Below are 9,282 nucleotides of genomic sequence, written 5' to 3' on the forward strand. Positions count from 1 at the left end.
CTCCCGTCCTGGTTCCAGCCGTACATCGGCCTGGAGGAGGCGGCCCAGCTCATCCGGACCTACGAACTCCAGTTCATTCCGGGCCTGTTGCAGACCGAGGACTACGCCCGAGCGATCATCACGCAAGGTAGTGGTGGCCTACCAGTCGACGTCATCGAGCGCCGGGTCAGCGTGCGGCTCAACCGGCAGAAGCTGCTGTGCCGTAAGGACCCGCCACGGCTCTGGATAGTCATCGACGAGGCGGCGCTGCGTCGGCCGATCGGCGGACCGAAGGTGATGCGGGCCCAGCTCGAGCACCTCATCGCCGTGTCCGAGCTGCCGAACCTCACCCTGCAGGTGATGCCGTTCGCCTTTGGCGGCCACGCGGCGGAGGGTGGGGCCTTTACGATCCTCCGCTTCCCCGAAATGGACCTGCCGGACGTGGTCTACCTGGAGCAGCTCACCGGTTCCGCCTACCTCGACAAGCGCGAGGACGTCGACCGGTACATGGAGGTGTATAACCGGCTCAGTGTCGACAGCACGACCCCGGGTGACACTRCCGAGCTGCTACGGCGCATCATCACCGAGCTCTGAACGCGGTTCGCTCCCAGCCCGCCGACCGGCTGCCCCGCCGGCCTAACTACTCGGCCAGCCCACCGGCCCGCCGTTCTGCTGGCCTGCCGTCCTACTGCTCCGCCATCCCGCCGTTCCGCCGGCCTACTACTCCGCCAGCCCACCGATCGACTCGACCCGCCCGGTCGGGTCCGTGACCGCGCTCGCCGCCGGCCAGGTCAGCTCCAGGCTGAGACACCGATCGTCCAGCTCCACCGCGACCTCGATCCCGCCCGCGTCCTCTCCCCCGCGGCCGAGCTGCGGGGGCGGCAGGCCCTGCGGCCAGGGCAGCGAGACGAAAACACTGCCGCCGGCCGGCGTCCACAGGACCGTCACAATCGCCCGGCCGCCGGGGACGGCGGCGAGCACCTCCCGCACCTGATCGGCCACCATGGCCCGCACAGGAGCTGGCGCGAGCCGCAGATCGCCGGACAGCTGGATCTGGACGGTCATTCCCGCGGCCTCGGCGTCGGCGACGACCACGTCGAGGTCCGCCAGCGCCGACGACGGACCACCCCCGGTGATCATGCGACGGACAGCGGCCGCCCGCATCGCGCACCTGCTCCGAACGGCGGCTTCCCGCGGGTCCAACCAACCGCCCGCGACCCCGTCGAGTAACGGCAGCACCTCCCACCCCACGGTGCGCAACCACTGCGCCCGCTCCCACCTGATCATGGTGGACGCATCCACCTGGGCGGCGACCTCAGCCTCGGCGGCCAAGGCGCGGGCGGTCGTCTCCGCGGTGCCGCGCAGCAGGGGACCCAGCATCGCGGTCACGATCTGCACCCCGCACGCACCGTAGATCAGTACCCCCAGCCGCGCCAGCACCAGCGATTCGGTGCTACCGCGCAGGAACACCGCAACGATCATCATGGCAATCGCGACCAGCAGCGCACCCACCCATTCCCAGAGTGGCCGGGAGGCGGTGATGAACGCTAGGAGCAGGGGAAGCACGAGCAACGGCCAGTCCGCAATCCGGACGATGTCCGCGCCGACGGTGTTCGCTATGCCGGCGACGGCGACGGCGACGGCCAGGAACAGCAGCACGGCCGCCTCGGGACCGCTGATCGGCCGGCTCCGTCCGCGCCGGACGAAGACGACGGTGAGCACGGCCACCAGCAGCCACAGCGCTCCCGCTCCGGCCATCGTCCGCACCCACCCACCCGTGCCGACCAACGGCACGAGCATGATGATCAGCCACAGCCCGGCGATCTGCCCGAGCGCCCGGCGCAGCCCGGCGGCATAGGCGTCGCGTAGCTCGGCGGCGATCGCGGCGACGTCCCGACGATCGGCGACCCGYCCGCCGGCCCTTCCACCGACCCGCCCGCCGGCCCTTCCACCGACCCGCCCGCCGGCCCTTCCACCGACCCGCCCGCCGGCCCTTCCGGCCCTTCCGGCTCCGTGATCATCCCGATCGCCACGATCATCGCGATCATCGCTTGGATGTGGTCGCGTCACGTGCCCCGTCGTCGCGTCCGGGGCGCGCCACTGCAGTTCCACAACGGTGCCCTGCCCCGGGCGCGCGTCGATGCGGGCGGTCCCGGYAACATCCACCAGCCGTCCGACGATGGACTCGCGCAGCCCGAGCCGGGCGGAGTCGACCCGCCGCGGGTCGAAGCCGCACCCGGCGTCGGACACCGTCACGATGAGCAGGCCCGGGCCACCGCCGAGGAGCAGCGAGGCACGCCGGGTGCCGGCGTGCCGTTCCACGTTGACCAGCGCCTCGCCGACCGCTCCGACGAAGGCCTCCACGACCACCGCCGGGGGCTCACCGGGAGGTTCCCCCGCGATKGCTGGGAGACGCTGGTCGTCGAGGCTGACCTGCAGCCCCCGTCGAGTGGCGTCGCGGACGACCTCGGCCAGCCGCTCGCCGATCGGCGGACCGACCTCGTCGTCCCGGTCGAGCAGGCCGCGCACGGCGGTGAGGCTCTGCGCACATCGACGCCGGGTGAGTTCCACGTCCCGTCCCCCGCCCCAGGCGATGCCGGTCAGGGTGTTCAGCACCGTGTCGTGGATGACTCGCTCCCGTTCCCGGCGGTCGCGGGCGACGGCGAGGACGACCGCCTCGCTGCGGTGCCGGGCCGCGACGTTCGCCCAGCGCTGGTCGGCCGTGCGGGCGATCCGGCGCAGTCGACCGATCGCCAGCCCGAGTAGACCGGGAATGATCAGCAGCATGGCGGTCTGAGAGAAGACCTGGGGATTGTGGCCCCAGCCGCCTACGAGAGTGGCGCCGCACAGCGTCAGGAGCAGGACCGACGCGACGGCCGTCGGAAATGTCCAGACCGTCACGATCCCGGCGTTGATGGCGGTCAGGAAGACGAAGTTCCCGCTGTCCCCCACCGAAGCGGGCGGCAACCAGGACGAGGCCGTCAGGGCGAGGACCGCCGACATCGCGACCGTGACGGTGGTCATCGATCGACGGATCCCGCGTCGCAGGCCGACGACGCAGAAGACGAGACCGCCGATGGCCGTCAGCCCCGCGACGGCCATCGCCGCCGGCCTGTGGTCGTACCAGCGCCAGACCGCGACGTAGCACACCGTCAGCAGAACCGCGACCGCCCGCAGGGTGACGAGGACGCGCCCCATGACCTGTTCCAGCGCCTGGTAAGCCCGGCCCAGCTCGACGGAGGCTCGGCCCAGCTCGAGCGCGCCCTCCCCGAAGGCGGTCACCGTGCCCGCGGAGGCGGAGGCGGAGGCGACCGTGGGCACGGTGGCCGGCGCCACGGACGGGACCGCCTCGCGCACCCCGGACGAGGYCGCCTCCCGCCCGTCGGCGGTCACGCCCTGCCCGGCCCGAGGAGGTCGCCCGGACCAGGGTGGGGGCCGACTTCGCACCTCATCATCATGAGGGCTCAGCCCCCTCAACATCGAGGTTCCTGTCGACGACAAGGTTGCGACGGCACAGAGGTTGCGACGGCACAGAGGTTGCGACGGCACAGAGGTTGCGACGGCACAGAGGTTGCGACGGCACAGAGGTTGCGACGGCACAGAGGTTGCGACGGCATAAAGGCCGCGACGGCGTCGAGCGGCGGCCCCCCGCCGACCGGGTGGGCTGTTGGCAGGCTACCGGCCGCACCTCGCCTTGGTCGGCAAAGGACCGCCTCGCCTCTCATCCGTCGAACCTCTCATCCGTCGAAGAGGTAACGGGATGGCCCGACCTCCAGTTCAGGGGAGCAAGACACGGTCCAGGGACCGCAGACCGTGCTCAGGTCCCCAAAATTCGCCGGCCGAAGAGTCGTCGCCGCCGCCCGACGGGCCGGAGGAACGCAACGCCGCCGGGACAGCTGTGCCCTAGGCTTAACGACGTGTGGAAAGGCAGCTCTTGAATCCTCCCGCCACGCCGCCGCCCACGCCGCCGCAGCAGCCGTCACCACCGGCAGGCCCAGTGCCACCGGCAGGCCCAGTGCCACCGGCAGGCCCAGTGCCACCGGCAGGCCCAGTGCCACCGGCGGAGCTGTCCGCGCGGCTGACCGGGTTGTCTCCTCGCGACGCCCATCGGCTGGGCCGACGGCTCGCCGAGAGCCGGCGCACCCGCGAGCCCGCCGCGCGCCAGCGGGCCCTACAGGCCATCGCCGCCGAGGTGGACCGGGCATCGCTACGGCTGGAGCGGCGCCGGGCCAGCGTTCCGACGCTCGACTACCCCGACATCCTTCCGGTCACCCAGCGCAAGGACGAGATTCTCGCCGCGATCCGGGATCATCAGGTGGTCGTCGTCGCCGGGGAGACCGGGTCCGGCAAGACCACCCAGCTACCGAAGATCTGCCTGGAGCTCGGCCGCGGGGTCCGGGCGATGATCGGGCACACCCAGCCGCGCCGAATCGCCGCGCGTACCGTCGCCGACCGCATCGCGGAGGAACTGCGCACCCCGGCTCCCCAGATGGGCGGCGTCGTCGGCTACCAGACCCGGTTCACCGACCAGGTGCACGAGAACACGCTGGTCAAGCTCATGACGGACGGCATCCTGCTGGCCGAGATCTCCTCCGATCGCCAGCTGCGCCGCTACGACACGCTCATCATCGACGAGGCGCACGAGCGCAGCCTCAACATCGACTTTATCCTCGGCTACCTGCGGTCGCTGCTCCCCCGCCGGCCGGATCTCAAGATTGTCATCACCTCCGCGACGATCGAGACGGCCCGGTTCTCCGCCCACTTCGCGGGTGCCCCGGTCATCGAGGTGTCCGGGCGCACCTATCCGGTCGAGGTCCGCTACCGCCCGCTCGTCCCGGCGGCCAGCGGCCCAGCCGGCGGCCCAGCCGGCGGACCAGCCAGCGGCCCGGCCGRCGCGCGGAGGACCGGCAGGGAGAACGGCGAGGCCGAGCGYGACCAGACCCAGGCCATCAGCGAGGCGGTCGACGAGCTGTGCGCGGAGGGCCCGGGCGACATCCTGGTGTTCCTCAGCGGCRAACGGGAGATCCGCGACACCGCCGAGGCACTCACCCGCGAGCAGCGGCCGAACACCGAGATCGTGCCGCTCTACGCCCGCCTGTCCGCCGGCGAGCAGCACCGGGTGTTCCAGCCGCACACCGGACGGCGGGTGGTCCTGGCCACCAACGTCGCCGAGACCTCGCTGACCGTGCCGGGGATCCATTATGTGATCGACCCGGGCACCGCCCGGATCTCCCGCTACAGCCACCGCACCAAGGTGCAGCGGCTGCCCATCGAACCGATCTCGCAGGCCTCCGCCAACCAGCGCAAGGGGCGCTGCGGGCGGACCGCCGACGGCATCTGCATCCGCCTCTACAGCGAGGAGGACTTCGCCGGCCGGCCGGAGTTCACCGATCCGGAGATCCTGCGGACGAACCTGGCCTCGGTCATCCTGCGGATGGCCGACCTTGGCCTCGGCGAGATGGCCACGTTCGGGTTCCTCGATCCGCCCGACCCCCGCCAGATCAGCGACGGCGAACTGCTCCTCGCCGAGTTGGGGGCGTTCGACGCCACCGCGTCCGATCCCCGTCACCGGATCACTCCCCTCGGCCGGCGGCTGGCGCAGATCCCGGTGGATCCCCGGCTGGCCCGCATGGTGCTCGCCGCCGACGAGCAGGGCTGCCTGCGCGAGGTGCTCGTCATCGCCGCCGCGCTCGCGATCCAGGATCCCCGGGAGCGCCCGGTCGAGCACCAGCAGGCGGCCGACGCCCGCCACGCCCGGTTCGCGGACCCGACCTCGGACTTCCTGGCGTACCTGAACCTGTGGAACTACCTGCGCGACGCCCGCGGCGAGCTGTCGGCCAACCAGTTCCGGCGGATGTGCCGCACGGAGTTCCTCAACTACCTGCGCATCCGGGAATGGCAGGACGTGCACGGCCAGCTCGCCGCGGTGGTCCGCGGCCTGGGGCTCACCCCCCGGGACGACAGCTCCGGCGCGGCCGATCCACGAACCGTGCACCGGGCCCTGCTGACCGGGCTGCTGTCGCACATCGGTCGTTACGACCCGGAGCGCCGGGAGTACGCCGGCGCCCGCGGCGGCCGCTTCGCGCTCTGGCCGGGCTCCGTCCTGGCCCGGCGGTCGAACCGTGCCGAGCGCACCGGGCCGACAGCCACGTCGGCGAACCCGGGGGACCCGGCGGGCGAGGACGCGCCGAAGCGGCCGTCCGGACCACCCGCCTGGGTGATGGCCGCCGAGCTGGTGGAGACCTCCCGGCTGTGGGGCCGCACCGCCGCGCGGATCGACCCGGACTGGATCGAGCCGCTCGCCGCCCACCTGGTGCATCGCACGTACAGCGAACCGCGCTGGTCGCGCCGGCAGGGCGCGGTGCTCGCCGACGAGAAGGTGACTCTGTACGGGGTGACGATCGTCGCCTCCCGGCCGGTCCAGTACAGCCGGATCGACCCGGTCCTGTGCCGGGAGCTGTTTCTCCGGCACGCACTGGTCGAGGGTGACTGGCAGACCCGCCACACTTTCTTCCACGCCAACCGGGAGCTGCTCGCCGACGTCGAGGAGCTGGAGCACCGGGCCCGGCGGCGCGACATCGTCGTCGACGACGAGACGCTGTTCCATTTCTACGACGAGCGCGTCCCCGCGGACATCGTGTCCGCCCGGCACTTCGACGCCTGGTGGCGCAAGGCGCGCCGGACGACCCCGGACCTGCTCGACTTCCCGCGCTCGATGCTCGTCACCGCGGACGCCACGGGAATCACCGAGGCCGACTACCCCGACGTCTGGCAGGCGGGCGACCTCGCGCTGCCGCTGAGCTACCAGTTCGAACCGGGCTCGGCGGCCGACGGGGTCACCGTGCACATCCCGCTGGCCGTGCTGAACCAGGTCGGCGCCGAGGGCTTTGAATGGCAGGTGCCGGGGCTGCGCGAGGAGCTCGTCACCGCCCTCATCCGGGCGCTGCCGAAGGCGGTGCGGCGCAGCTTCGTCCCGGCGCCGAACTACGCCAAGGCGGTCCTGGCGAACATCACGCCACGCCAGGCGCCCCTGCTCACCGCGGTGGAACACGAGCTGCGCCGGATGGGCGGGCCGGAGATCCCGCGCGATTCCTGGTCGCTGGCGGGTGTGCCGGATCACCTGCGGTTCACCTTCCGGGTGGAGGACGCCGGCGGGCGGGTACTGGCCGAGGGCAAGGACCTCGACGCCATCAAGGAGCGGCTGCGCCCGAGGACCCGGGAGGCCGTCGCTGCCGCGGCGGACGGCCTCGAGCGGGCCGGCCTGCGGGCGTGGGGGGACCTCGGCACCCTGCCGAAGGTCGTCGAGCTGCGCCGCGGCGGCAACGTGGCGGGCGGCCACGTGGTGAAGGCGTTCCCGGCGCTGGTCGACGAGGGCGGTTCGGTCGCGGTGCGAGCCGCCGACACCGAGGCCGAACAGCGCCAGCTGATGTGGGCCGGCACCCGGCGCCTGGTGCTGCTGGGCGTCCCCTCCCCGGTGCGCGGCCTCAACGCCCGGCTGTCGAACGCCGCGAAGCTGGCCCTGAGCCACAACCCGCACCGCGACGCCGCCGACCTGCTGGACGACTGTGTGCGGGCCGCCGCCGACCGGTTGATCGCCGCGGCCGGCGGGCCCGCCTGGGACGAAGCGGGCTTCACCGCGCTGCTCGCCGCGGTACGCGCGGGACTGCCCGAGGCCGCCTTCGAGGTGGTCCGCGAGGTTCAGCAGGTGCTCGGCCTCGCCCACGCGGTCGATCTGGCGCTGCGCGAGCTGCGTGCCCCGGCGGTGGCGGCGTCGGTGGCCGACGCGCGTGACCAGCTCATCTCGTTGATCTACCGGGGATTCGTCACCGACACCGGGGCCGACCGGCTGGCGGACCTCGTCCGCTACCTGACCGCGCTGGAACGGCGACTGGAGCGGCTGCCCCGCGATCCCGGGCGGGACAGGCTCAACACCGCGACCGTCGGGCGCGTCCAGGACGCCTATCGGGAGCTGCTCGCCACCGTCCCCGCCGGCCGGGAGCCGGCGCCCGAGATCCGGCGCCTCCGCTGGATGATCGAGGAGCTGCGGGTGAGCCTGTTCGCGCAGAGCCTGCGCACCCCGTACCCGGTTTCCGAGGAACGCGTCTACCGGGCGATCGACGCCATCCTCGGTTAATCCGTTTCGGTGACTATGCCATGCTGGGACGGTGACCGGCGGGGGCGATGGGCACGGCGCTCCCGACTGTTTCGTGTCGTACGCGGACGACGGGCGGGCCTGGGCCGAATGGATCGCCGGGACGTTGGAGGATGCCGGCTACCAGGTCCTGCTTGAGTCCTGGGCGCCGGCGGGGACGCATCGGGTGGGGTGGCTGGACCGGGCGGTGAGCCAGGCCCGGCACACGATCGCGGTGGTCTCCGACGGCTACCTGCGCTCCTCGCCCGCGGTCGCCGAATGGGCGGCGGCGTGGTCGGCCGACCCGACCGGAGGCGAACGCCGGCTGCTGGTGACCAGGGTGGCGGACCGGCCGCTGCCCGGTCTGCTAGGCCAACTCGTCCCGGTCGACCTGTTCGACCGCAGCGAGATCGCCGTCCGGGCCAGCCTGCTCGCGGCCCTGCGCGGCGACCGGCCACAACCGGAACAGCCGCCGGGCTTCCCGGGCCGGCGGGGGATCTTCCCGCCGGAGCTGCCGGCGGTGTGGAACGTGCCGGATCAGCCGGCCCGGTTCGTCGGCCGGACGGCCGCGCTCGCCCGGCTCGACGAGGCGCTGTCCCGCTCGCCGCTGGTCACCGTGACGGGAATCGCGGGGATCGGGAAGACCAGCCTGGTCACCGAGTACGTCCGCCAGCACCGGGCGGATCTCGACGCCGTGTGGTGGGTGCCGGCGGAACGCCCCGAGCTGATCGGCGAGCGGGTGCGCGAGCTCGCCCCGGCGGTGGGCCTGCCCGGCCACGCGGAACCGGCCGCCGTGATCGCGAACCTCGGCCGGGCCGACGGCCGCTGGCTGATCGTCCTCGACGACGCCGCCGACGCCGACACGCTGCCGGACTGGCTGCGGCCCACCGAACCCGGCCGGCTGCTACTGACCTCCCGCAACCCCGGCTGGGACCATCTCGGCCCGGTCGTGCCGGTCGGACCGATGGACCGGGCCGAGTCCGTCACCCTGCTCGCCGGCCGGCTGCCCGCCGTCGAACGGACGGTCGCCGACCGGATCGCCGAGCGGCTCGGGGACCACCCGCTCGCCCTCGACCAGGCCGCCCACCGCATCAGCACCGGCCGCACCCCCGCCGAGACCTACCTTCAGGTGTTAATCGACCGGCCGGAGGTCCTCCTGGCGCAGGGGGAGG

Annotated in this window: 4 protein-coding genes; 3 read left to right on the forward strand and 1 reads right to left on the reverse strand. The window is 72.7% G+C overall.

From position 1 onward, the window contains the following. The coding region (locus KBI5_RS05965; RefSeq protein WP_085014521.1) for a DUF5753 domain-containing protein at nucleotides 1-573 on the forward strand (573 nt) is incomplete at its 5' end. A gap of 126 nt (nucleotides 574-699) precedes the next feature. Here the strand turns inward: KBI5_RS05965 and KBI5_RS05970 are convergent. Then, nucleotides 700-3,372 (reverse strand): histidine kinase, encoded by a 2,673-nt coding sequence (locus KBI5_RS05970; RefSeq protein WP_241882685.1) that lies wholly within the window; start codon nucleotides 3,370-3,372, stop codon nucleotides 700-702. Between the two features lie 658 nt (nucleotides 3,373-4,030). Between KBI5_RS05970 and hrpA the strand changes: the two genes are divergently transcribed. Both hrpA and KBI5_RS05980 read left to right on the forward strand, forming a co-directional pair. Next, nucleotides 4,031-8,113 carry an ATP-dependent RNA helicase HrpA gene (gene hrpA, locus KBI5_RS05975; protein ID WP_241882687.1) on the forward strand — a complete coding sequence of 1,361 codons (4,083 nt, stop codon included), beginning with the start codon at nucleotides 4,031-4,033 and terminating at the stop codon, nucleotides 8,111-8,113. Between the two features lie 31 nt (nucleotides 8,114-8,144). Then, a partial coding sequence (locus KBI5_RS05980) for a toll/interleukin-1 receptor domain-containing protein (RefSeq protein WP_133056963.1) occupies nucleotides 8,145-9,282 on the forward strand: 1,138 nt, incomplete at its 3' end.

It is taken from the genome of Frankia sp. KB5 (assembly GCF_002099325.1).
GTDB lineage: Bacteria > Actinomycetota > Actinomycetes > Frankiales > Frankiaceae > Frankia > Frankia casuarinae.